Source organism: Streptomyces smyrnaeus (assembly GCF_017676345.1).
Taxonomy (GTDB): domain Bacteria; phylum Actinomycetota; class Actinomycetes; order Streptomycetales; family Streptomycetaceae; genus Streptomyces; species Streptomyces smyrnaeus.
Genome location: NZ_JAFFZM010000012.1, coordinates 31,611 through 53,444, shown reverse-complemented (window position 1 = coordinate 53,444; position 21,834 = coordinate 31,611). Strand labels below are relative to the sequence as shown.

Genomic DNA, 21,834 nt, shown 5'->3' with positions numbered 1-21,834 from the left:
GCAATGACGCAGCCGCGTAGCAAGCGCTTACGAACACGAGGGTGGGTCCTCGCCTGCCTCACCGCGCTGGTGGCCGCCCTCGGGCTGACACCGGCGAACACGCCACCGGTGGCCGCGGCCACCGCACGGCCCGCGACAGTGCCCGCCGCGCCGGTCGGCAGCACCGCGACCGAGGCACCGAAGGGCGAGGCGACAGCAGCAGCGGGCCGCCTCTCCCCCACTCCGCACGGCTTCGCCTCCCTCGCCGGCGGCACCACCGGCGGCGCCGGGGGCGAGGTCGTCACCGTCACCGACCAGGCGTCGCTGGCCAAGTACGCCGCGGCCGACGGGCGTTACATCATCCGCATCAAGGGCACCATCGACGTCGAGCCCTTCGGCTCCGAGATCGAGGTGACCTCCGACAAGACACTCGTCGGCGTCGGCACCCTGGGCGAGATCGTGCACGGCGAACTGCATCTGAACCCGGGCACCCGCAACGTCATCATCCGTAACCTGACCATCCGCGACAGCTATGTCGAGGGCGACTGGGACGGCAAGACGCAGGATTTCGACGGTATCCAGATGGACTCCGTCGACCATGTGTGGATCGACCACAACAGGTTGACGCACATGGGCGACGGGCTGCTGGACATCCGCAAGGACAGCCAGTACGTGACCGTCTCCTACAACCGCTTCGACCACCACAACAAGGCGTTCGGCATCGGCTGGACCGACAACGTCACCACACAGATCACCATCGACCACAACTGGTTCAACGGCACCAAGCAGCGCAACCCATCGGCTGACAACTGCGCCTACGCGCATCTGTACAACAACTACCTCTCCGCCCAGGTCGACGACGGCGATCCGGTCTGGTCGTACGGCAACTGGGCGCGCGGCCGCACCGAGATGGTGATCGAGAACAGCTACTACGCGGACGTCCAGCACCCCTACCAGGCGGACGAGACCGCCGAACTCGTCCAGCGCGGTTCGATCCTCAAGCGCACCTTTGGCCGCCACGACGCCCGGGGCGAGGCGTTCGATCCGCGCGACTTCTACGACTACCGGCTGGACCGTGCGGCGGCCGTCCCCGCCCTGGTCAAGCGGTTCTCCGGCCCTCAGCGGGCGATCGGCACGCAGACCGTGCTGAACGTACCGGCCGACTACCCCACCGTGCAGGCCGCCGTGGACGCGGTACCGGAGGGCAACGACGGCGAGGTCACGCTGCGGATCGCACCGGGCAGCTACCGCGAGCAGGTCCGTATTCCCGCCTCGAAGCCGCACCTGGCCCTGCGCGGCACAGGTGACGACCGCTCACACACCCGGATCGTGCACGACACCCCGGCGGAGTACGGCGGCTCGTCGGGCAGCGCCACCGTGCTGATCGCCGCGGACGACGTCACGGCGGACAACCTCACCTTCGTCAACGACTTCGACGAGGCCGCACACGACCTGGACGGCGAGCAGGCCCTGGCGATGAAGACCACCGGCGACCGGATCGTCTTCGAGAACACCGCCTTCGAGGGCAACCAGGACACCCTGATGACCAACAGCCCGGACCTGCGCAGCCTCAGCCGGGTCTATGTCCACGACTCCTCCGTCGAGGGCGACGTCGACTTCCTCTACGGGCGGGCCACCACGGTCTTCGACGACTGCGTCATCAAGGCCCTCAGTCGCGGCTCCTCCAGCAACAACGGCTACATCACGGCCGCCTCGACCTGGAAGGAGAACCCATATGGATTCCTGATCACCGACTCGCGGATCGTCAGCGACGCGCCCGCCGGCACCTTCCATCTGGGCCGCCCCTGGCACCCGGGCGGTGAACCTGACGCAATCGGTCAGGTCCTGATCCGGGACACCGAACTGCCCGCGGCGATCAAGGACTCGCCGTGGACGGACATGAGCGGCTTCCCGTGGCAGGAGGCGCGCTTCACCGAGTACCGCAACTACGGGCCGGGCGCGACCGTGACGGCCGACCGGCCCCAGATGAGCGCCGACGAGGCCGCACGGCACACGGTCACCGACTACCTCGCCGGACCGGACGGCTGGGCCCCGCACCGCTGATTCCCCTGTCTCCACCGCTTCCGTCTCCACAGCCCCATCTCTCCGTCCCACCAGCAGAAGAGAGCCGACCATGATCAGACTTGGCAGCAGCACGGCACGCGGCAGAATCCGCCGCAGCACGGTACGCCGTCGTACCAGCGCGGCCCTCGCCCTGGGCACCGCCCTCGCGCTGTCCGTCACCGCCTGCGGTGACGACGGCAGCGGGGCCGCGGGCGACAAGGGCGCCGAGGGCTCGGGCAAGGGCGAGATCACCTTCTGGGACAACAACGGTGGCGTCCGCACCGAGGTCTGGAAGAAGATCATCAAGGACTTCGAGCGCAAGAACCCCGATATCCAGGTGAAGTACGTCGGGATCCCCGCCGAGAGCGTTCAGTCGAAGTACGACACCGCCATTCAGGGCGGCGGCCTGCCCGACGTCGGCGGGGTGGGCATGGCGATGCTCTCCGGGATCTCTGCGCAGGGGGCGCTGGAACCGCTCGACAAGCGCCTCAAAGGCAGCTCGCTGCAGGGCAAGCTGAACACCGGCATGGTCGACAGTGTCCGCGCCTCGGGCGACGGCAAGCGGCTCTACACGGTGCCGACCTCGGCCAACAACGGCACGCTGTGGTACCGCACGGACATGTTCAAGGCCGCCGGTCTCGACGCGCCCACGACTTGGCCGAAGTTCTACAAGGCGGCCAAGGAGCTGACCGACAAGTCCAAGAACACCTTCGGCTACACCATCCGCGGCGGTGAGGGCTCCATCGCGCAGGCGCTGGACGCGATGTACGGCCAGTCCGGCATCACCTCGTTCTGGAACGGCGACAAGACGACCGTCAACGACCCGAAGAACGTCAAGGCGCTGGAGAAGTACGTCGGCCTGTTCAAAAGGACCACCCCCTCGGCCGACGTCAACAACGACTTCAAGAAGATGGTGGCCCAGTGGGACAGCGGCCGGATCGGGATGCTGAGCCACAACCTGGGCTCCTACCAGGACCACGTCAAAGCGCTCGGCAAGGACAAGTTCCGGGGCATACCGAACCCGACGCTCGCTGACGGCACCCGGGTGCAGGTCTCCAACCCGGTGGACGGTCTCGGCCTGTTCAAGAGCAGCAAGAACAAGGCGGCGGCCTGGAAGTTCATCGAGTTCGCCGTCTCGCACGAGGCCAACAGCCGGTGGAACGAGTCGGCCGGGGCCATCCCCTCGAACACGGAGGCCGCCAAGGACGAGTGGGTGCAGCAGGCCGAGCCCACCAAGCTCGCCGCACAGGCCCTCAACGACGGCTCCATCAAGATCGTCCAGCTGCCCTACCACCTGCCCGACTGGAACACCATCAGCAAGGCCGACAACGAGCCCAATCTGCAGAAGGTCATGCTCGGCAAGATGACGGCGAAGCAGTTCCTGGACACCCTCGCCGAGCAGCTCAACAAGGCTCAGGCCGAGTGGAAGGAGCAGCGGGGATGACAACCGGCCGGCCACTGGGCCGTCGGCAGGCGGTGGCGGCCCTCGCGGGACTTCCCCTCGCGGTGGCCGCCACCCCGGCCGCCCTCGCGCACTCCCCCGCAGCCGCCGACGCGGCTGCCCAGGCTTCACCAGCACCGATCCAAGCTCCCACCGGAGGTCACCGCAGCATGCGCACCCTCTACATCGCCGGCGACTCCACCGCGGCGCAGAAGTACGCCGCCGCGGCGCCCGAGACCGGCTGGGGCATGGCGCTCCCGTTCTTTCTGCACAAGACGGTCCCGGTCGCCAACCACGCGGTGAACGGGCGCAGTTCGAAGAGCTTTCTGGACGAGGGGCGACTGGCCGCCGTCCTCAAGCAGATCGGCCCCGGCGACCTCCTCCTCGTCCAGTTCGGTCACAACGACGAGAAGGTGGAGGACCCGAGCCGCTACACCGAGCCCTGGACGACCTACCAGCAGTGCCTGCGCCAGTACGTGACAGGAGCGCGGGACCGTGGCGCCCGCCCGGTACTGGCCACATCGGTGGAGCGCAGACGCTTCGACAGCGCGGGCGACGCCCGGCCCACCCACGGTGACTACCCGGCGGCGATGCGCGCCCTGGCCGAGGAGGAGGGCGTGGCGCTGCTCGACATCCAGGCGCTGTCCCTCGCTCTGTGGCAGCGACTCGGCCCCGAAGAGACGAAGAAGTACTTCAACTGGACAGCGACCGAGCAGGACAACACGCACTTCAACCCGCCGGGCGCCATCGAGGTGGCCCGGCTGGTGGCCCGGCAGCTCGCGGTCCGCGGGGTCCTCGCTGCCGGGGAGGTGCGCCGCCTGGACGACGAGATCCCCGAGTCCTGGATCACCTGGCCCACAGCGTGAGCACGGTCATAGAGCAGCCGCACCCACCACACCGTAAGGAGCCGCTCCATGCGCAGAGTTGTCCGCCACCGGTGCGCGGCACGACTGACCGTCGCCGGCTGCACCGCCCTGGCGCTGGCCGTCACGGGAACGGTGGCTGCCGGCGGCGCGGCCGCGGCGGGGGAAGCAGCAGCCGGGAAGAGCGCCGGAAGAGGGGCCGGTGAGGCCACCGGCAAGCACCTGGGCAGGCAGACCCTGCCTGCTCAGGACGGCTGGGCCTCGTCCGGCAGCGGCACCACAGGAGGCGCCGCCGCCGACTCCGCACACGTCCACACGGTCGGCAGCTGGAGGGAGTTCAAGGCCGCGCTGGCGAAGGGCGGCTCGGCCCCGAAGATCATCAAGGTACGGGGCACGATCGCTGCCGGTTCCGGCGGCGACTGCGCCGCCTACGAGGCCGACGGCTACGACTTCGACCAGTACCTCGCCGACTACTCCCCCGAGGTCTGGGGCCGGGACAAGGACCTGTCCGACGAGCCCGACGACAGCCAGGAGGGGCTGCGCCGCGCCTCCGCGGCACGGCAGGCGGCAGCCATCACCGCGCGCGTCCCCGCCAACACCACCATCGTGGGCATCGGCCGGCGCGCCGGCTTCACCGGTGCCGGCCTCCGGATCCAGGGAGTGGACAACGTCATCATCCGCAACCTCCGCTTCGAGAGCCCCCTCGACTGCTTCCCGCAGTGGGACCCCACCGACGGCGACTCGGGCAACTGGAACTCCGAGTACGACAGCGCCGTGGTGCACGGCGCCACCCATGTGTGGCTCGACCACAACACGTTCACCGACGGCCGCCACCCCGACAGCTCCCTGCCGTTCTACTACGGCCGCCTCTACCAGCAGCACGACGGCGAGTTGGACATCGTCCGGGGTGCCGACCAGGTCACCGTCTCGTGGAACGTCTTCGCCGACCACGACAAGACGCTGATGATCGGCAACAGCGACAGCGCCGCCGACACCGATCGGGGCCGCCTGCGGGTGACACTGCACCACAATCTGTTCTCCGGCCTGGTCGAGCGGGCACCCCGGGTACGCTTCGGCAAGGTCGACGTGTACAACAACCACTATGTGATCGACGCGAGACGCGCGTCCTACAGCTACAGCCTGGGAATCGGCAAGGAGTCGCGGCTCGTCGCCGAGAAGAACGCCTTCACCCTGGCGGGCGGCGTCAGTGCCGGGCGCCTCCTCAAGAAGTGGAGCGAGGCGCCGCTCACTGCCGAGTGCAATGTCGTCAACAGCCGCCCCGTGGATCTGATCGCCGCGCACAACGCGGAGTTCCCCGGGCAGCAGCTGGAGTCCCCGGCCGGCTGGAAGCCCCGGCTGCGCACCCGCGTCGATACGCCGAACGCCGTGCCCCGTCTGGTGGACCGGTGGGCGGGCGCCGGAGTCCTCGACCGACTGCTCGACCGGTAGCCGGACCCACCGGGCCGGGACTTCGCCGGGCGCCAGGGGGCGGCGCACGCGACGAGCTGTTCGGCGTCGCCACTAGAGACCCGTCACCGTGCGAGGTCGCCCCCGGTGCCCGGCGTGCTCGGCACCACCACCGGGGTCCAGTCCCGAATGCTCAGGACCTGGACGCCCGGTGTGGTGTAGTAGGGATCGGCCGCCATGATCGCTTCCAGTTCGGCGCGGGTCGCATCGAAGACCAGCAGTGCTCCGCTGTCGTCCGCCCACGGCCCGGCGGCCAGGAGCTGTCCTTGCGCGTGCAGTTCCGTCAGGCGCTGCCGGTGGGCGGGGCGTGCGGCCAGTCGTACCGCGCTGTCGGTGAAGGCCAGTTCGAGAATCACCATGCCGCTGACGGTACGGTCGGGACGTGACCTTGTATGTATCGACTGATACACCCGAGCAGTGGCGCTCGCTGAGCCGTATCCCCCTGCTCGCCTCCCTCCCGGACACCACGCTGCGGCAGGTGTGGGCCGGCTCCGTACCGCACACCGCACCGGCGGGGCAGACGCTGCGCCGGGCAGGCGATCCCGCCACTCATCTCCTCCTGCTGTTGCGCGGCCGGGTGGCCGCCACGGCCACGACGGGCACCGGACGCGTGCTCCGCTTCGGGGAGTGGGCGGGGCCCTGCGCGTTGGACAAGGTCGCCGTGATCGACGGAGCGGGGCACACCGCCACCCTCGACACGCTCACGCCGTGCGCCGTACGGAGCCTGCCGCGCGACCGGTTCCTGGGCCTGGTGGACGACGCGGCCTCGGTACGGGCTCATGTACTGCGCGTCCTGGCCGGGCACGCCCGAGCGCAGCAGCGACAGCTGGCGGCGACCGCCACCCTGCCCGCCCAGGCCCGGCTGTCGGCCTGGCTGCTGGAGCAGGCCGCCGCCCTGCCCGGCGGGCGGGTACCGCTGCCCGGCACCCAGCAGGCCCTCGCCGATCTGCTGGGGGTCACCCGGGTCACCGTGAACCGCGCGCTGGCCCGCCTCCGACGGGACGGGCTGATCGAGCTGAGGGGAGGCACCGTCACCGTACTCGCCCCGGAACTGCTCGAACGCCGCGCCGAGGGCTGACCCTGCCCGGACAAGCGTCACCGTGCCGTTCGGCTCGACGGCCGTTGTTCGAAATTCTGGTCAAACGAAGACGCCCGGGGGCGGCGCGCAGCTGTTCCGTTCCACGAGCCGGGTGGGCAGCTCGGTCGTGGTGCCCGGTGACATCTCCCCCTCGCGCACCCGCAGCAGTCGCCGCAGCGCGGTGGCCGCCATCTCACCGAGCGGCTGCCGAACGGTCGTCAGAGCGGGCGTCACCCACTCCCCCTCCGGCAGATCGTCGAAGCCGACGACACTGACATCCTGTGGAACCCGCAACCCCAACTCGGCCAGGGCCTGGTAGACGCCGAGGGCCATCGGGTCCGAGCAGGCGAAGACCGCTGTGGGTGGCTGCTCCAGCGCGAACAGCTCGCGGGTCCGCCGACGCGCGAGGCCGGTGTCGAAGTCGGCGTAGCGGATGTACTCGGGACGCGGGCCCACCCCGGCAGCGACCAGCGCCGTGCGGTAGCCCGCCACGCGTGCACGGCCGCACCGCGTACGGCGATGGCCGCCGATCACGGCGATTCTGACGTGTCCGAGCGCCAGCAGGTGCTCGACCGCACCGAGCGCACCTCGTTCGTCGGCCGCTCCGACGGCGAGCACACCGGGCGGCGGGTCGGCCACCGGGTCGACCATGGCGTAGGCGATCCGGTGCTGTTCCAGCCAGGCGTGGTGGGTCGGGGCCGGCTCGGCAAGGTGGAAGAGCACACCCGAAGTACCGCGCAGTGCCAGTCTGTCGAGCCAGCCGCGCTCCGGTCTGCCGCCCCGGGTACGGGCCGGACCCGCGGAGACCAGCACCTCCAGGCCCGCCTCGTGCGCCGCCTCCTCCACCCCGCGCAGCACGGCACCCGACCGGGCGTTGTCCAAGGAGTGCACGACCAGGTCGACGACCGGCGGCGGCTGGCGCGGGGTGAGGCGCGGGCGGCGTACATAACCCAGCGCATGCAGTGCTTCGGTGACACGGCGGCGGGTGTCGGGAGCCACGTCCTCGCGGCCGTTGACCACCTTGGAGGCCGTCGGTATGGAGACGGCCGCCGCGCGCGCCACCACGGCGAGAGTGGGTCCCGCCGAGCGGGGCTCGGTGCGCGTCATTCTCGCTCTCCTCTCTTTTCTTTCCGCCCCTAATGGGCGCAGCGCTGTGCGACGCACTCGATGGTGCGCGCGGAAAGCGGACAGCTGGGCGAACGCACCACACATTACGGCTGCTTCGGTATGCGTTGTAGTCCTGGAAACCGGCCAGAAATTCTTTGTGACCGGTATTTCGAACCGCTCGGCCGGTATTTCGAACCGCTCGAAATACCGGCCGACATCAGTGGACAACCCGGTCGACCCGCCATGTCCGGCGCTCGTGAGCCAGGTGTCCGGGAGCGCTGCGGGCGAGGGCTCGACCGGAGGTGAGGACCTGGCCGGCAAAGGCCGGAAAGGTCAGTTTCCTTTGCGGCGTTGCGCATCGAACCGACGGAGCACCCGCACCAGACGCCACACTCCGACCGCTGCCCCCACCAGCGTGCCTCCCGTCAGCACGCCTTGCCGCGTCGAGCCGGAGAGGCCGAGGAGCAGCGCGAGAGCCAATGCCGCAGCCCATACCACCGCGGCCAGCAAAGCGGCCGTCACCAGGGCGAACACGATCTCCACCGTCATCGCGTCCTTCTCCCACCGCGCCTCACGCCCCCTGTCCATGCTGCAAGTCTTCCAGCACGGTCAAGCCGCTGCTCTTCGCGGGGCGGGAGGAGCGGTGGAAGGGCGGGATCACCGCTTCACGACACTGCCACGGGCGCGACGGCGGTCCCTTCGAGCTCGACCATCAAGGTGGGGATCGCCAGCCGTGTCACTCCGAGCATCGTGGTGGCCGGCGCCACCTTGGCGGCGCCCAGCCGCGACGCCAGCCCGGCGTAGTGCTGGAAGAGCAGATCGACGTCGGTGGTGTAGACATTGAGCCGGACGAGATGCGCGAGGGTCATGTCCGCCTCGGCGAGAACCGCCTCCAGATTGTCGAGGCTCAGCGTCAACTGCGCCGCCATGTCGCCGGGGTGACAAGGTTCGCCGTCACCGCTCATCGCCGTCTGTCCGGCGCAGTACAGGGTCCGGGTCTGCCCGGAGACGATCTCACCCTGGTTGTACCCCATCTCCACCGACCACGCCCACGGGTTGACCGCCGTTCGCTCCACAGCCACATCAGCTCCATTCGATACCTCGACAGTGCGTACGCCCATCGGTGCGGTGACCGCCCCTGTTGACGTCGTGCTGTGAGCCTTTCAGCGAACCGTGACGCCCTGTGTCATGTATTCCGATAGGTTTGCCGCATGCGCGCCGACCGGTTGGTTTCACTGGTGCTGCTGCTGCGCCAGCGCGGTCAGTTGTCCGCGGCCACGCTCGCCCGCGAGCTGGAGGTGTCCACCCGCACCGTGCTGCGCGACATCGAGGCGCTGTCCGCAGCCGGCGTCCCGGTCTACGCCGAACGCGGTCGGCACGGCGGTTTCGGGTTGCTGCCCGGTTTCCGGACCGAACTGACGGGACTGAGCAACGACGAGGCCCTCGCCCTGGTGATCGCCGGATCGCGGCGCGGCGCGCAGGCGTTCGGCCTCGGCTCGGCGCTCGCTTCGGCCATGCTCAAGGTGGTCGACGCGCTGCCGGAAACCCACCGGGACACCGCGGCGGGTGTGGCCGAGCGGTTGCTCATCGACCCGGAGACCGACCTCCTCTCGCGCCGCGTGGTCACGGAGGAGGTGCCCGACACGATGCTGGCCGAGGTCCGGCGCGCCGTGCTCGACGGGCACAAGCTGCGCATCCACTACGCGGCCATGGGCCGGACACCGCAGTGGCGCACGGTGGACCCGATCGGTCTGGTCACCGTGCGCGACCGGGGCTATCTGCTGGCCATGAGAGCCGGCGCGGACCGGACCTACCGGCTGTCCCGGATTCTGGCCGCCGAGGAGCTCGACGAACCAGCGCAGCGACCGGACCGGATCGATCTGGACCGCGCCTGGCAGGAACGCAGCACGCGGTTCCGCGCCGGCGGCGACCAGGTCACCGTGCTGATACGGATGGACCCGGCGCGGCGGGAGGAACTGCTGGAGACCGCACTGGCCGTCCGCGCCGAAGAAACCGACCCGGACGGCCGGCTGCGGCTGGAGGTGGCCTTCCAGGATGCGAGACACGCCGAATGGGCGCTGTGGCAGCTCGCCATGGACGCGGAGGCCCTGGCCCCGCAGTGGTTGCGCACCGCGCTGCGCGACCGTGCCGAGGCGATGGCCACCCGCTACCGAACGCCGTCCTGAGAGTTGCCGTCCGCTGCGGCAGTCGGTCACGGTCCGTCCGCCCGTCGGCGGCCTGGATCGGGCGGAGCACGTCAACGGCCGGGCCGGGACCCGGCGTCATCTGCGCCCCGCCCGGTGACTCCTAGGCCTTCAGTACGTAGGTGAGGGTGCCGAAGCCGAGTTCGTCGTAGCCGCCGCTGTTGGGCCCGTGGTCGCCACCACCGCCCTCGGGACTCTGTTCGCGCGCCATCAGCGACAGATACGGCGTTCGGTATCCCTTGCGGTAGTGGTAGTGGTGGTAGACCCGCTCCCAGACGGGGCGGGTCTGGCCCCGGCTGTTTTCGGAGATGACGGTCTGCTCGCGGTGGGCGCAGTTCTGCCCGGTGCCCCAGGAGTAGGTACGGAACGGCACGCTCTCGCCGTGGTTGTACTTGGCGACGTATTCGCACGCTTTCATGAAGCGGTTGTCGTCGGCGCCGTACAGATCGATGCCCTGCTTGAGCGCCATTTCGCAGACGGTGCCCATCAGACCGATGCCCATGAGGGAGTGGCCCTGGTCGCGGCCGCTCTCCTGCCACTGGGCGAGCCCGCCCTCGTGCAGGAAGGGTACGGCGTGTGCGAGGGAGCCGTTGCCCTCGCCGTGGTGGAAGTAGTCCACCGCCTGGTCGAACTTGGCCCGGTCGTCGTTGAGGATGCCGATGGCCATGACGGCGGCCATGTTGCACAGGTCCCAGTTCGCCCAGTAGTTGGTGATGCAGGCGCCGTTGTGGTTCTTGAGGAAGTCGTCGCACAGCGGGTAGAAGACGTCGGCCAGCATCTCCTGGCAGCGGGCCAGGTCGAAGCCGTCGTAGCCACGCATGATCTCGGCGGCGTTGGCGAACTGGTAGCCGTAGATACCGGAGGCGAGGAAGCGATCGGCGTTGCCCGTGACGGTCCTCAGCTTCGCGGACCAGGCGTTGAGGATGTCGCGCGCGGTGTCGCCGTGTGCCCTTTCGCCGGTGACCTTCCAGCGCAGGGCGTTCTGATAGGCGGCGTGGATGTCCTTGTACAGCTGGGGGTAGTTCTGGCCGTCGCCGCCTCGCACGACGGTCTCCAACGGTCGTGGCGTCCATCCGGCCGCCGAGTGCGGGTTGGCCGTCAGCCGCTCCCATCCGCTCTTCCAGGGTTCCGCGCCCGCCCGGACCTTCTCGGCCATCCGTGCGAAGTCGTCAGCGCTGTGCAGCATGCCGGGGTGGGTGAGTGCGGCGGCCCCGGCCCGGGTCCGGGCCGGGGTGCCGGTCTTGCTGGTCCCGCTGTCCGCGGTGGTGGCGTAGGCGACACCGGGCACGGCGAGTGCGCCCGCGCCGAGTGCCGTGCCCTTGAGGAGACGGCGACGGCTCAGCTCGTTGCGGCGGTGTGTGTTGTCTTTACGGCTCATGGGGGGTGCCCTCTTTCCGGGAGGGGTGGGGGGTGACCGGCGCGCTCACCCTCGCTCGGGGCGCCGCGTTGCCGGGTGGTCGGCGACCGGGATGCCGAAGTGGGGGGTGCCGTCGGCGTTCCAGCCCAGGGTCTGGACGCGGGTGTGCCGGTTGGGGTCGTCGAGCGGGTCGCCCTCGATCTCCTTGTACTGCCGGGCGTGGTAGACGAGGACGTCGGTCCGTCCGTTCTCGGCGACGGTGAAGGAGTTGTGGCCGGGTCCGTACTGGCCGGTGCTGTCGTTGCTGGTGAAGACGGGCTGCCGGCTCTTGGTCCAGGAGCCGGGGTCGAGCAGGTCCGCGGTGTCGGGCGCGGTGAGCAGGCCCATGCAGTAGTTCGCGTCGGTGGCGCTGGCGGAGTAGGTCATGAAGACGCGCCCGTTGCGTCGGAGCACGGCGGGCCCCTCGTTGACGGAGAAGCCGATGGTCTCCCAGGGCAACTCCGGGCGGGAGAGCCGCACCTGCGGGCCCGTGACGCTCCAGGGGCTGTCCATCGCGGAGAGGTAGAGGTCGGTGTTGTTGTTCTGGGAGGGGTCGTGCTGCGCCCAGGCGAGGTAGCGGGTGCCCCGGTGCACGAAGGTGGTGGCGTCCAGCGAGAAGCTCTCCCACCGGGTGGCGATCCGGCCCCGCTCGCGCCACCGGCCCTGGAGCGGGTTGCGGGCGGTGTTCTCCAGCACGTACATCCGGATCGCCCACACGTCGTCGGAGCGGCCGGCGGCTAGGTAGATGTACCAGGCCCCGTCGATGAAGTGGATCTCCGGCGCCCAGATGTGGGCGGCCATCTCGCCGCTGCCGTGCTTCTCCCAGATCACCGTCTCGGGGGCCTGGGCGAGCCCGCCCAGGGTCCTGGCGCGGCGCAGCACGATCCGGTCGTACTCGGGAACGGTCGCCGTGAAGTAGTAGTAGCCGTCGCTGTGCCGCACGATGTGCGGGTCGGCACGCTGCCGCACCAGGGGATTGCGGTACGCGGGTGCGGCGCCACCGCCGGCCGCGCCTGCCGCGCGGGCCTCCTGGGCCGTACCGAGCGCGGTGAGCCCGATCCCGGCGGCCGTACCGGCCGCTCCCTTCAGTACGGTTCTGCGGCTCTTCACGTAAGTCACTCCTCGGGGGAGGCGGCGTGGTCGGTGGGGAGACTACGGTCCACGTGGTGCCAGGTCAGCGGAGCGGGACGGAACCGAAATTTTCGGGCCGTCCAGAACCCCCGCCCTCCTGTCCCGTCCCGCTCACGCCCACCGCCCCGACGAGGGGTCAGACGGGGCGCTCCGCGTCGGAAGCGCCCAGCGCTTCGGCCAGTGCGCTCGGCAGTGGAGCCCGGTGCAGAACGCCGAGGCCCTGGGTGGCCCGGGTGAGGGCGACGTACAGGTCGCTGGTGCCGAACTCGGCGGGCTCGACGACCAGGACGCGGTCGAATTCGAGGCCCTTCGCCTGGCGCGGGTCCAGCAGGACGAGCTGCCGGGTGAGGTCCGGCTCGGCGCCCGCGACGACACCGGGCAGCCGGTCGGCCAGCGCCTGGTGCAGGCGGCGGGGTGCGATGACACCGAGGCGGCCCTCGTCGGGGGTCTGCGCGGTCGCCGCCTCGGCGACGGCGGCCGGCAGGTCGTCCGACGACTGCCGGGCCCACGGCCGCTCGCCCGTGGTGCGGACCGAGGAAGGCGGCTCGAATCCGGGGCGTTCGGCCCGTACGACGGCTGCGGCGAGGTCCATCACCTCGGAGGGGGTGCGGTAGTTGACACCGAGCCGGGTGTGCTCCCAGCGGTCACCGACGTAGTCGGCGAGGATGTCCTCCCAGGAGCCGACCCCGGCCTCGTCGCCGGTCTGGACCGGGTCACCGACCAGGGTCATGGAGCGGGACGGGCAGCGCCGCATCAGCAGCCGCCAGGCCATCGGGGACAGCTCCTGCGCCTCGTCGACGATGATGTGGCCGAAGGCCCAGGAGCGGTCGGCGGCGGCACGTTCGGCCGCCGTCCGGTGGTCGGCCTCCTCGTGGCGCTCGGCCATCCGCTCCGCGTCGATGATGTCGTGCGCGGCGAGGATCTCCGATTCGCCGTCCTCGAACTCGAACGACTCCGAACCGCGGGCGACCTCCAGTACTCCCTGCGCGTACTGGATGCGCTCCTGGCGCTCGGCCTCGGCCGCCGCCTGCTGAGCGCTGTCGTCCTCGCCCAGCAGCTCGGCTGCCTCGTCGAGCAGCGGCACGTCCGCCGGCGTCCAGTCCACGGGCGAGGTGACCGGGCGACGGATCGCGGCGGCGTCCTGGTCGGACAGATGGGTGGGCTCGGCCAGATAGTCGGCGACGAACTCCGTCGGCGTCAGCTCGGGCCACAGCTGCGCGATGGCCTCGTGCACGTCGGGGTTGGCGGCGACGGCCTTGCCGAGCTGCGCGACGTCGTCCGGGCCCAGCAGATTGGGTCCGCCGTAGGGGTCGGTACCGATACGTTCGACGAGCTGCGCAGTGAGCGCGTCGAGGATGCGGAAGACGAAGTGCGGGCGGGCCAGGTTGTGCGGGAGCCGGGTCGCGCGGGCCGCCTCGCGCGCCTCGTCGACGAGATGCCAGTCGAGAAGGAGGTCGCCGTCGTCGTGCGGCACCACGACGGGTTCGCCCGGTTCCGGTACCTGCTGCCGGTCGCGTACGGCCAGTCGCAGGGCCTCGGCCATCTCGGTGCGGCCCTTGACAGCGGCGGCGCGCGGAGTGTCGGAACCGCGTGCCTCGACGCCCGGATACAGCTCGCCGGGAGTGGACAGCAGCACTCCGGTCTCACCGAGCGAGGGCAGCACCTCGCCGATGTAGGAGAGGAAGGCCGGGTTCGGGCCGACGATCAACACGGCCCGCCTGGCCAGCAACTCGCGGTGCTCGTAGAGGAGGAACGCGGCCCGGTGCAGCGCGACGGCGGTCTTGCCGGTGCCGGGTCCGCCCTCCACGACCAGGACACCGCGGTGCGGGGCGCGGATGATGCGGTCCTGTTCGGCCTGGATGGTGCGCACGATGTCGTTCATCCGGCCGGTGCGGGCCGCGTTCAAGGAGGCGAGCAGGACGGCGTCACCGCTGGGGTCCTCGTGTCCGGTGCGCTCCTGGTCGCCCAGGTCGAGCAATTCGTCGTGCAGCTCGGTGACGGTGCGGCCGTGCGTGGAGATGTGCCGCCGCCGACGCAGACCCATGGGGGTGTGTCCGGTGGCGAGATAGAAGGGGCGGGCCACCGGAGCACGCCAGTCGATGAGGACCGGCGTGCGCTCGGCGTCGTCCTCGCGGATGCCGATGCGGCCGATGTGGTGCGAGGCGCCGTCGGTCAGGTCGATACGGCCGAAGCACAGCGAGCCGTCCACGGCGTTCAGCGCGGCGAGCAGCCCCGAGCGCTCGGCGACGCGTACGTCCCGCTCGACGCGCGCCTGCTGGGTGCTGCCGTCCGGCCGCTGCGCCTCTTCGACGGCCGAAGCAGCCTGCCCACGCAGTGCATCGACCCGCGCGTAAAGGTGATCGATGTACTCCTGCTCGTGCTGCAGCTCGGCGCTTCCCCGGTTTGACAAAACGGCTCCCTGCCCGGTACGGTGCTTCTATTGGTCGCCCCTATCAGGGGCTTTTTCTGTGTGGACACACAGAAAGACCGAGCATAGCCAAGGAAATCCCCGGCCCGCAATTCGCCGCCGGGGTTGGTGTGTGCCCCCGCTCCGCCCTGCCCGCCGCCCCGGCCTGAGCGCGGCGTGGCGCCCGGCATTCCCGGCGGGAACCGCCGTCAACGGCGCCGCACATGCGGCCCACCTGTCGGCAAACGGCCGCTACGGCCGGTTCGCGCTGGAGACGAACGGCCGCCTGGAACCGGACGACCTGACCGCCCCGGCGGGCCCCGGGGATCTCAGTCCGGCCGGGCCGCGCGGTACCGGGGAGCGAATTCTTCCTCGATGAACCGTTCGATGGAGGTGGGGGTGGACGTGAGGGCGGTACGCGGCTGCTCCGTCCGCATGTACCGGGAGTTCACGGCTTCGCCAACCTCGGCCATCATGTCCGCGACGTTGACGGACACCCCTTTACCGCGGAGTTCCGCATGGAAGTCGGCGATGCTGGTCTGTTCATAGATGAAGTCGTCCGCACGCACAGCGTTCGCGATCACGCCCACGGCTTCCCGCATGCTCACGTCGCGCTCCCCGTGGAGCTCCAGGACCTCCGTGCCGTGCCAGGACCCGGTGGCGAGTTCCTCCCCGGCTCGGGTCCCGACATCGGGGGTGGTGACGAAGGGCAAGGGAATGTCGGGATCGAAGGGAGCGCTGATGCGGTGCTGGCCCCTGGCGGTGTCGATGTGGTCGAGCAGGTTCTCCATGAAGTAGCCGGCCCGCAGCCACAGCGTGTCGACCCCGGGGACGGCAGAGAGGCGCTGCTCGAAGCGGTGGAGTCCCATGACCGGTCCGGTGCCTCGGGGGTGCCGGGCCCCCCAGCTGCTGAGCCCGACGACGCGGGTCACGCCGGATTCGGCGACTGCCTTCGTCAGGGAGGCCGCCACGTGGTCCTGGAAGGCGCCGAAGTCGGGATGGTCGGGAATGTAGTTGGGCTGGAGCACCGCGTAGACGCCCTCCGCGCCACGGAAGGCATCGGTCAGCGTGGCCGGGTCGAGCGGGTCGGCTTCCCACACCTCGGCGCCCCGTGCGGCGAGGTCGGCGAGCCGCTGGGCCGACCGGCCGACGGCTCGGACGCGGTATCCGGCTGCGAGCAGGTGCACAGCGGCAGCCCGTCCGGTGCGGCCGCCGGCACCGGTGATGACGAACATCGGCGTATCTCTTTTCCTAGGCGTTCTGTACTGGTACCGGGAGGCCACCTGCGACACACGGCGCCCCGACGCTTTCCCGGGGCGGGCAGGGGAATCGAGGCCGTATCTCGGCCGGGCCCCCGGACCTTTCGGTAAGCGTTCGGCACGCTAGCCACCCGGCGAACCGGGCGGGTAGGAGCGATACACCCACCCCGGCGGGCCGGCGGTTCCGGGTTGCATCGATGCGCTGCGCGTCTTGATCTCCGCGACGTCGCGCAGCTGGGCCGAGCGGCCGCGACCACGCACGGCGGTCTTCGCACGCCGGAGAATGCCTCGTCCTTACGCTGGTGGCATGAAGGGTTCAAAGGGGCGCAGCAGCGACGAACCACTGGCGGCATTTCTGCGCGCCAGACGGCATCGGGTGCGGCCTGAACATCACCGGCTGGCCCCGGGGGCACCGCGCCAGGTGCCCGGTCTTCGGCGGGACGAAGTGGCGTTCCTGGCCGGGATCAGCACCGACTACTACGTGCGTCTCGAACAGGGGAGGGAGCGCCGGCCGTCCCGCGCAGTGGTGGAGGGCCTGAGTGAGGCATTGCTGCTGGACGACGTGGCAACACGTTATCTGCGCGAGCTCTCCGACCCAGGGGCTGCCTTCGGCGGAGAAGCGCCCTGCATGGACACGGATCGTCTGGACGCCGTGCACCAGTTGCTCGACTCCATGACGGTGCCGGCCCTGCTGGTGAACCGATGGCTCGACGTCGTGGACAGCAACACACTCGGCGATCTTCTCCACGAAGGGTTGGACCCCCGGGACAATTACGCCCGGCTGGTCTTCCTCGCTCCCGGAGCACCGGCGTTCTTCACCGAGTGGCCCGAACTCGCCCGCTGCATGGTGGCGGCCCTACGCGCACAGGCCGGCCCCGAAGCCGGATCGGCCCGCCTGACACAGCTTTTGAAGGAACTGACCGCGCACAGCGAGGGCTTCGAAGCCGCCTGGCGCGAGCACCACCTCTACGAGAAGACGATCGACCGTAAACGGTTCCGACACCCGAGGGTCGGATCGCTCGTACTCGACCAGCACGTCCTGGAACTGCCGGGAAGCGAAGGCCACCGGATCTGGGCCTTTCACCCGGCCGACGACGCGACCTCGAACGCCCTGCTCCGTCTGGCATCCCCGGCGCCGCCGTCCGGCCGTCCGAACCCGCAAACAGTGGAGGCCGCGATGTGAAGAGGAGCCGCGGGCGAGGGACGGCGGACCTCACCCTTGAGCGTCCCTCGGGTCGGGCGGCCGCTCAGCCCTCCGGCCGCAGCAGGCCGCGTTCGTAGGCCTTGACCAGCCGCTGAGGCACCCGGTGGACCTTGCCGTCGACCACGACGGGGACGAGCTGAGGCGCCTCGGCCTTCCACTGGGACCTGCGGTGCCGGGTGTTGCTGCGGGACATCTTCCGCTTGGGTACAGCCACGAGAGCCCTCCTGAGGCGTTGACGACCCCGGGAAGGTTAATGGAAATGACTTTCATGAGCAATTCTTGTCGACGCCGACGCCGACGCCGACGCCGACGCCGACACCGCTGCCGCGCTGTGCCCCGGAGGCGCGCCCGTCGACAGCCCTACGAGCTGAGAACTTGAAGCTTGAACGAATGAGTCGGGTGCGGACGTGGTAGACGCCGAATGCCGGCCGCCGCACGGCGGAAGCGCACACAGAGCGGAGAGAACTGGATGGAGTACAGGCAGTTGGGCCGTTCCGGCCTGCGGGTGTCGGTCCTGACGATGGGGACGATGACGTTCGGTGGCCGGGACTTCTTCGGGAACGTCGGTTCCACGGATGTCGCCGGGGCGCGCCGCCAGGTCGACATGTGTCTGGACGCGGGTGTCAACCTCTTCGACACGGCCAATATGTACTCCGCGGGGCTCAGCGAAGAGATCCTCGGGGAGGTGATCTCGGGCCGCCGTGAGCGCCTGCTGCTCTCCTCGAAGGTGCGCATGCCCGTGGGAGACGGCCCCAACGACCAGGGGCTGTCGCGCCATCACATCCTCAGCCAGGTCGAAGGCAGCCTGCGCCGGCTGGGCACGGACCACCTGGACATCTACCACGTCCACGAGTGGGACGGGCTCACTCCGCCGGAAGAGACCATGGAGGCGCTCGATTCCCTGGTCCGCGCCGGGAAGGTCCGCTATCTGGGGGTGTCGAACTACTCCGGCTGGCAGCTGATGAAGGCGCTCGGCGCCGCGGACACTCACGGCTACCAGCGCTTCGTCAGCAACCAGATCTACTACTCGCTCGAATCCCGGGACGCCGAGTACGAGTTGGTGCCGCTCTCGCTCGACCAGGGGCTCGGCATCATGGTGTGGAGCCCGCTGGCCGGCGGGCTGCTGTCCGGCAAGTACCGGCGCGGACAGCAGGCCGACAGCGGCAGGCATCTGACCGAGTGGTCGGAGCCGCCGGTGCGCAACGAGGAGAAGCTGTACGACACCATCGAGACGGTCGTCGACATCGCCGCGGCGCACGGTGTCTCACCCGCCCAGGTCTCCCTCGCGTATCTGCTCGCGCAGCCCGGCGTGACCACCCTCGTCATCGGAGCCCGCAAGGACGAGCAGCTGCGGGACAACCTGGGCGCGGTGGATGTGCGTCTCGACCCCGCCGACCTCGAACGCCTCGACAAGGTGAGCGCCCCCGACCTCATCTACCCGCACTGGCACCAGGCGGCCCTGGCCGCCGACAGGTTCGGCCACCCCGACCGCGCACTGCACCGCCGGAGCCGTTGAACGGCGGGGGGGGGACCGCCGGCGCACGGCTTCCCCCCGCCGGCGAGCGGACAGCCTTCACCGTCGGGAACGGAACACCGCTCCCGACGGCGGACCGACCGGGTCAGGGGCGGCGTGCGAAGACGTGCAGCATTCTGTCCGTCACCGCGGGGGCCGCGCTCAGCGTACGGCCGTGGGTGCGCGCCGACTCCTGTGCCGAGCGGCTGTCGTACGCCCAGCCGAGGGCGGTCAACTGCTCCTCCAGAGCGCGCCTTTCCCCGCGGGGCAGCAGCGCGGCCAGGTCGATACCGAGGGCGGCACTGCCGTCCTGCAGCAGTTCGTCCCGCACGGCGAGATCGGCGTCGAGGACGTACTCGACCGCGACACGGCTGCCGGCGGCGGAGAGCCGGTCGATCTCCTTGAACAGCCGCTCCTCGGCCTCCGGCGGCAGATAGGGCAGCAGGCCTTCCGCCAGCCAGGCGGTGGGCAAGGCCGCGTCGAAGCCCGCCGCCTCCAGCGCCGCGGGCCAGTCCTCGCGCAGGTCCGCGGGGACCGGGGTGTGCGCGCACTCCGCCCGGGCGTCCTGTTGGGCCAGGACACGCAGCTTGAAGTCGAGTACCAGCGGCTGGTCCAACTCGAAGCAGCGGGTGCCGGCGGGCCACTCCAGACGGAAGGGCCGGGTGTCCAGACCGGAGGCGAGGATGACCACCTGGCGTATGCCGTCGCGCGCCGCGCCGGTGAGGAAGTCGTCGAAGACCCGGGACCGCACACCCAGGTAGGCGTTCATCAGTGCCCACAGCTCCTCCTGCCCCGAACGCTCCCGCAGTTCCTGCGGGGTGACGGGGAGCGCGAGGGACGCCGGGGCCGCCGCCACGAAGGCGGCCGCGTACGGATCCTGGATCAGGGCGTCGGACCGGGCGGTCTCGATCGCTCTCCCGGCCGCGACCGCCAGGGCCGTCACGCCGACTCCGGTGACGATGTCCCACTGCTGATCCGAGCTCACGGATGTACCTCCATATGCGCCGAGGCAGGTGACTCACGGGCGGTTCGCACAGGTGCACGGGAGGGCACCTCGGAGGGACGCTACAAGATGGTAGCCGCAGGCAACCAGCCCCGAAGGGTCGTCAAGATCCTTGTCGGCCAACGCCGCAACTCCGCGAAGGGCGCCGCCGCTCACGGCAACCGTCGGTTGACCCCGCACCGGTCGCCGGTTAGCGTGCCCGATGCGTAGGGCCCGGCGCACTCCGAACAGCTGCCCGAGCCACGACCGTAAGCGTTAACGTCAGCCAACGCATCTCTTCAGCCTGCTCGAACGGCCGGGGTGGTGCGGCGGCGTACCCTGACGGGACTTCCCGGCCGAGAACGGAGATCGGCCGGTGACCACCGACACACCGCGTCAGGACCAGCCCGGTTCCCCTTCACCCGGCCCGGACGAGCCCCCCACCCGGAACCCGGAGCGCAAAGCGGGCGCGGGCCGAAGAACCGGCCTGCGACGGTTGCGCAGGTTCGCCATGGACACGGAACCACTGCGCGCCGCGCCCTTCCGACGGCTGTGGACATCGACCGTGGTCACCGCGACAGGCAGCCAGTTGACGGCTGTCGCCGTACCCCTGCAGATCTACGACGACACCGGCTCCTCGGCCCTCGTCGGCCTCGCCGGAGCGGCCGCCCTCGTACCGCTGGTCGTCTTCGCACTCTGGGGCGGGGCCGTCGCCGACCTGATGGACCGGCGCAGACTCCTGCTCGTCAGCAACGCCGGCATCGCGGTGACCTCCCTGCTGTTCTGGGCCCAGGCCGCCACCGGGGTGCGCTCCGTCACCGTGCTGCTGGTACTGCTCGCCGTTCAGCAGGCCCTGTTCGGCATCAACCAGCCGACACGTACCGCATCGGTGGCCCGTCTGGTGCCTGCCGGACAACTGCCCTCCGCGACAGCGCTCATCTCCACCGTCGGCCAGTTCGGACAGATCGCCGGTCCGCTGCTGGCCGGTGCGCTAGTGCCGGTCCTCGGTCTGTCGGTGCTCTACCTGTGCGACTCGCTGGCCCTCGTAGCGGCGCTGTGGGCCGTCTGGCGGCTGCCCTCGATACCACCGCTCAAGGTCGCGGCCCGGCGCGCCGGACTCGCCGACATCGTCGCCGGGTTCCGCTACATGATGCGCATGCGGCTGCTGCTCGTCTCGTTCCTCGTGGACATCATCGCCATGGTCCTGGGGATGCCCCGCGCCCTCTTCCCGGAGATGGCACAGCTCGACTTCGGCGGTCCGGAGGGCGGCGGCAGCGCACTCGGCGTGCTGTACGCGGCCATCCCCGCCGGCGCGCTGCTGTGCGGACTGCTGTCCGGGCTGTACTCCCGCGTGCACCGGCACGGCGTGATGGTCGTCCTCGCGATATCCGTGTGGGGACTGTCCATCGCCGGGTTCGGACTCTCCGGCCCGCTGTGGCTCGCTGCCGTGCTGCTCGCCGTGGCGGGCGCCGCCGACATGGTCTCGATGGTCTTCCGCGGCGCGATCTTGCAGTCCGCGGCGACCGACGAGATGCGGGGCCGTATGCAGGGCGTCTTCACGGTGGTGGTGGCCGGCGGTCCCCGCCTCGCCGACCTGCTGCACGGCACCGTCGGCGCCGTCGCGGGAACCCGGCCCACGGTGGTGGGCGGCGGCCTGCTGGTGGCCGTCGCCATGCCGGTGCTGGTCGCCATCGTTCCCGCCTTCTGGCGCTACACGGCCGCTCGCTAGCACCCCGCCG

Annotated in this window: 19 protein-coding genes; 9 read left to right on the top strand and 10 right to left on the bottom strand. The window is 70.2% G+C overall.

The window, feature by feature from the left end; translation table 11 throughout:
* Positions 1–3: 3 nt before the first annotated feature.
* The 4 genes from JW613_RS20200 (at position 4) to JW613_RS20185 (ending at position 5,796) form a co-directional block, all read left to right on the top strand.
* Positions 4–2,043, top strand: a complete 2,040-nt coding sequence (locus JW613_RS20200) for a pectinesterase family protein (RefSeq protein WP_209212233.1) — start codon at positions 4–6, stop codon at positions 2,041–2,043.
* A 70-nt stretch (positions 2,044–2,113) separates the two neighbouring features.
* Entirely contained in the window at positions 2,114–3,487 is a 1,374-nt protein-coding gene (locus JW613_RS20195; RefSeq protein WP_209212232.1) for an ABC transporter substrate-binding protein, read from the top strand.
* The gene (locus JW613_RS20190; RefSeq protein WP_209212231.1) at positions 3,484–4,350 is read left to right on the top strand and encodes a rhamnogalacturonan acetylesterase; all 867 of its coding nucleotides are present in this window, start codon (positions 3,484–3,486) and stop codon (positions 4,348–4,350) included. The genes JW613_RS20195 and JW613_RS20190 overlap by 4 nt, the downstream gene beginning before the upstream one ends.
* Before the next feature lie 48 nt (positions 4,351–4,398).
* Positions 4,399–5,796: a pectate lyase family protein gene (locus tag JW613_RS20185; RefSeq protein WP_209212230.1), complete on the top strand. Its 1,398-nt coding sequence runs from the start codon at positions 4,399–4,401 to the stop codon at positions 5,794–5,796.
* Between the two features lie 83 nt (positions 5,797–5,879).
* On the opposite strand, the gene JW613_RS20180 is transcribed toward JW613_RS20185, so the two are convergent.
* The gene (locus JW613_RS20180; RefSeq protein ID WP_209212229.1) at positions 5,880–6,173 is read right to left on the bottom strand and encodes a YciI family protein; all 294 of its coding nucleotides are present in this window, start codon (positions 6,171–6,173) and stop codon (positions 5,880–5,882) included.
* A gap of 23 nt (positions 6,174–6,196) precedes the next feature.
* Here JW613_RS20180 and JW613_RS20175 point away from each other — a divergent pair, with 23 nt between their 5' ends.
* Positions 6,197–6,892, top strand: a complete 696-nt coding sequence (locus tag JW613_RS20175; RefSeq protein ID WP_307865966.1) for a Crp/Fnr family transcriptional regulator — start codon at positions 6,197–6,199, stop codon at positions 6,890–6,892.
* A gap of 60 nt (positions 6,893–6,952) precedes the next feature.
* Here JW613_RS20175 and JW613_RS20170 read toward each other — a convergent pair whose 3' ends face one another.
* From JW613_RS20170 to JW613_RS20160, 3 genes are all read right to left on the bottom strand, one after another.
* Positions 6,953–7,999 (bottom strand): LacI family DNA-binding transcriptional regulator, encoded by a 1,047-nt coding sequence (locus JW613_RS20170; protein WP_209212228.1) that lies wholly within the window; start codon positions 7,997–7,999, stop codon positions 6,953–6,955.
* Between the two features lie 333 nt (positions 8,000–8,332).
* Entirely contained in the window at positions 8,333–8,587 is a 255-nt protein-coding gene (locus tag JW613_RS20165) for a DUF6332 family protein (RefSeq protein ID WP_209212227.1), read from the bottom strand.
* Positions 8,588–8,664: 77 nt separating this feature from the next.
* Positions 8,665–9,075 carry a RidA family protein gene (locus tag JW613_RS20160; RefSeq protein WP_209212391.1) on the bottom strand — a complete coding sequence of 137 codons (411 nt, stop codon included), beginning with the start codon at positions 9,073–9,075 and terminating at the stop codon, positions 8,665–8,667.
* Positions 9,076–9,210: 135 nt separating this feature from the next.
* Between JW613_RS20160 and JW613_RS20155 the strand changes: the two genes are divergently transcribed.
* Positions 9,211–10,185 carry a helix-turn-helix transcriptional regulator gene (locus tag JW613_RS20155; RefSeq protein ID WP_209212226.1) on the top strand — a complete coding sequence of 325 codons (975 nt, stop codon included), beginning with the start codon at positions 9,211–9,213 and terminating at the stop codon, positions 10,183–10,185.
* 121 nt (positions 10,186–10,306) lie between these two features.
* On the opposite strand, the gene JW613_RS20150 is transcribed toward JW613_RS20155, so the two are convergent.
* The 4 genes from JW613_RS20150 to JW613_RS20135 all read right to left on the bottom strand — a co-directional run bounded on the left by JW613_RS20150 (position 10,307) and on the right by JW613_RS20135 (position 16,372).
* Complete coding sequence (locus JW613_RS20150; protein WP_209212225.1) at positions 10,307–11,581, bottom strand: alginate lyase family protein; 1,275 nt, start codon at positions 11,579–11,581, stop codon at positions 10,307–10,309.
* A gap of 45 nt (positions 11,582–11,626) precedes the next feature.
* Positions 11,627–12,709 carry a glycoside hydrolase family 43 protein gene (locus tag JW613_RS20145; RefSeq protein ID WP_307865965.1) on the bottom strand — a complete coding sequence of 361 codons (1,083 nt, stop codon included), beginning with the start codon at positions 12,707–12,709 and terminating at the stop codon, positions 11,627–11,629.
* 157 nt (positions 12,710–12,866) lie between these two features.
* Positions 12,867–15,116 carry a HelD family protein gene (locus JW613_RS20140; RefSeq protein WP_209212390.1) on the bottom strand — a complete coding sequence of 750 codons (2,250 nt, stop codon included), beginning with the start codon at positions 15,114–15,116 and terminating at the stop codon, positions 12,867–12,869.
* Between the two features lie 350 nt (positions 15,117–15,466).
* Positions 15,467–16,372, bottom strand: coding sequence for an NAD(P)H-binding protein (locus JW613_RS20135; RefSeq protein WP_209212223.1), 906 nt, complete (start codon positions 16,370–16,372; stop codon positions 15,467–15,469).
* Between the two features lie 307 nt (positions 16,373–16,679).
* Here JW613_RS20135 and JW613_RS20130 point away from each other — a divergent pair, with 307 nt between their 5' ends.
* Complete coding sequence (locus tag JW613_RS20130) at positions 16,680–17,579, top strand: helix-turn-helix transcriptional regulator (RefSeq protein ID WP_307865976.1); 900 nt, start codon at positions 16,680–16,682, stop codon at positions 17,577–17,579.
* 64 nt (positions 17,580–17,643) lie between these two features.
* Here JW613_RS20130 and rpmF read toward each other — a convergent pair whose 3' ends face one another.
* The gene (gene rpmF, locus JW613_RS20125) at positions 17,644–17,814 is read right to left on the bottom strand and encodes a 50S ribosomal protein L32 (protein WP_209212221.1); all 171 of its coding nucleotides are present in this window, start codon (positions 17,812–17,814) and stop codon (positions 17,644–17,646) included.
* A 255-nt stretch (positions 17,815–18,069) separates the two neighbouring features.
* On the opposite strand from rpmF, the gene JW613_RS20120 reads away from it, so the two are divergent.
* Entirely contained in the window at positions 18,070–19,116 is a 1,047-nt protein-coding gene (locus JW613_RS20120; RefSeq protein ID WP_209212220.1) for an aldo/keto reductase, read from the top strand.
* 103 nt (positions 19,117–19,219) lie between these two features.
* Here JW613_RS20120 and JW613_RS20115 read toward each other — a convergent pair whose 3' ends face one another.
* Complete coding sequence (locus JW613_RS20115; RefSeq protein ID WP_209212219.1) at positions 19,220–20,098, bottom strand: SAM-dependent methyltransferase; 879 nt, start codon at positions 20,096–20,098, stop codon at positions 19,220–19,222.
* A 373-nt stretch (positions 20,099–20,471) separates the two neighbouring features.
* Between JW613_RS20115 and JW613_RS20110 the strand changes: the two genes are divergently transcribed.
* The gene (locus JW613_RS20110; RefSeq protein ID WP_307865964.1) at positions 20,472–21,824 is read left to right on the top strand and encodes an MFS transporter; all 1,353 of its coding nucleotides are present in this window, start codon (positions 20,472–20,474) and stop codon (positions 21,822–21,824) included.
* Positions 21,825–21,834: the final 10 nt, after the last annotated feature.

What these genes read in the sequence shown, in the direction of transcription:
- JW613_RS20185 (WP_209212230.1), top strand. Translation starts at nt 4,399, where the DNA reads ATGCGCAGAGTTGTCCGCCACCGGTGCGCGGCACGACTGACCGTCGCC.
- JW613_RS20180 (WP_209212229.1), bottom strand. Translation starts at nt 6,173, where the DNA reads ATGGTGATTCTCGAACTGGCCTTCACCGACAGCGCGGTACGACTGGCC.
- JW613_RS20170 (WP_209212228.1), bottom strand. Translation starts at nt 7,999, where the DNA reads ATGACGCGCACCGAGCCCCGCTCGGCGGGACCCACTCTCGCCGTGGTG.
- JW613_RS20165 (WP_209212227.1), bottom strand. Translation starts at nt 8,587, where the DNA reads ATGGACAGGGGGCGTGAGGCGCGGTGGGAGAAGGACGCGATGACGGTG.
- JW613_RS20135 (WP_209212223.1), bottom strand. Translation starts at nt 16,372, where the DNA reads ATGTTCGTCATCACCGGTGCCGGCGGCCGCACCGGACGGGCTGCCGCT.
- JW613_RS20150 (WP_209212225.1), bottom strand. Translation starts at nt 11,581, where the DNA reads ATGAGCCGTAAAGACAACACACACCGCCGCAACGAGCTGAGCCGTCGC.
- JW613_RS20130 (WP_307865976.1), top strand. Translation starts at nt 16,680, where the DNA reads ATGCCTCGTCCTTACGCTGGTGGCATGAAGGGTTCAAAGGGGCGCAGC.
- JW613_RS20155 (WP_209212226.1), top strand. Translation starts at nt 9,211, where the DNA reads ATGCGCGCCGACCGGTTGGTTTCACTGGTGCTGCTGCTGCGCCAGCGC.
- JW613_RS20200 (WP_209212233.1), top strand. Translation starts at nt 4, where the DNA reads ATGACGCAGCCGCGTAGCAAGCGCTTACGAACACGAGGGTGGGTCCTC.
- JW613_RS20195 (WP_209212232.1), top strand. Translation starts at nt 2,114, where the DNA reads ATGATCAGACTTGGCAGCAGCACGGCACGCGGCAGAATCCGCCGCAGC.
- JW613_RS20190 (WP_209212231.1), top strand. Translation starts at nt 3,484, where the DNA reads ATGACAACCGGCCGGCCACTGGGCCGTCGGCAGGCGGTGGCGGCCCTC.
- JW613_RS20120 (WP_209212220.1), top strand. Translation starts at nt 18,070, where the DNA reads ATGGAGTACAGGCAGTTGGGCCGTTCCGGCCTGCGGGTGTCGGTCCTG.